Annotated in this window: 2 protein-coding genes; one reads left to right on the top strand and one right to left on the bottom strand. The window is 39.2% G+C overall.

The window, feature by feature from the left end; genetic code table 11:
- A partial coding sequence (locus VXQ92_RS18085) for an LptF/LptG family permease (protein ID WP_416682738.1) occupies nucleotides 1–698 on the bottom strand: 698 nt, incomplete at its 3' end.
- 143 nt (nucleotides 699–841) lie between these two features.
- Between VXQ92_RS18085 and VXQ92_RS18080 the strand changes: the two genes are divergently transcribed.
- Nucleotides 842–1,374 (top strand): M17 family peptidase N-terminal domain-containing protein (locus VXQ92_RS18080; protein WP_416682737.1); only part of this gene is annotated, 533 nt, incomplete at its 3' end.

The following is a 1,374-nucleotide window of genomic DNA, read 5'->3' as shown; positions in this document are numbered from 1 at the left end:
AGACGATAAGACTGGAACTCTGCTTGTGTATATTTTGGTTGTCCCGGGAATATTTCATAGCGACGACCTTGAACGAGATCAACGACATTGGCGGTGTCATTTGCAACTTCTACACGAGTCGCCTCTTTTGCCAAAATCATGACATCTGGCTTGCCTTCTTTGGCTGCACGCTGATAAAAGAAAATATCTTTAAGGTTTTTTCGATCTTCCGACAATGAACCTGCATAAATCGTATAAGGTCCAGAAGAAATAAACTCTCTTGGTCGCACCAAGTCAAACCCTGTACGCACTGCTTGGGTTGTAGTTAATTTTTCGAATTCACGAAGTCCCCACGGCGTCATCCAAAGCATAAGTACGGACTGACACACCATATAAACCAGTGTCATTGGAATAAGTAAGCGCGCTAACTGATGACGACTTACCCCACTACCATTCAATACGGCCATTTCATGATCAACATATAAACGACCAAACACCAACATTAAACCAATAAAAAACCCAAGTGGTAAAATGAGGGTTAGAAATTCAGGTAAACGATATCCAATGATGCTAAACAAGATACTGGCATCTAGTCTCCCCTGTGCCGCCACACCAAAGTATTTGATCAGACGACCACCCATCATGATTAAGGTCAATAATGCAATGACCACCAATGAGGTAGAGACAACTTGCTTGACGAGATAACGCCGAATAATCAAATTAATACTTCCAAAAGGCTAATCGGGACGAACGCTAGTTTACCCGAATGTTAAAAATATAAAACCGCACATTGCAACGCTATGCTGGAAAGTGTTTCAATGTTTTAATCCAACATAACTTTCTATAGGCAATCACGGCAGCCATGAAATTTACAACTTATACAACTTTTCCTGAACAAACATCTAATGAATCTTTGTGGATTTTAGTTGATTCAGAACAGCTACAAAGCAATCTCAATACATATCAAATCAATAATCTAGAAAGTATTCTTACAGCAACTCAATTTAAAGCCAACTTCAATGAAACGTTGCCATTATTTGGTCAACTTAGCACTCAGCCCCATAGCCAATTACTCGGTTTAGGAAAAGCAGCTGAACTTCAAGCAGCTAAGTTAGCAAAATTGGCGCAAACCATTATCAAGTCGGCGCAAAATAAATTTAAGCATATCGCAATTGATATTGCTGCGTTACCTGTCGAATACTATTATTTATTTGCATTAAGCTTAACTCAAGCAGCTTATGGTTATGATGAGTTTAAATCGAAAAAAAATGAATTTGTGTTACAACAAGTTGATTTAATTAGCTCACAAACCAGCCTTGACGAAAATCAACTCGCTTTAGTACATGCCGTACAATCTGGTCAGTCTTATGCTCGTGACTTAGGAAACCGACCAGG

It is taken from the genome of Acinetobacter sp. 228 (assembly GCF_048147885.1).
This window is presented reverse-complemented; position numbering and strand designations above follow the sequence as displayed.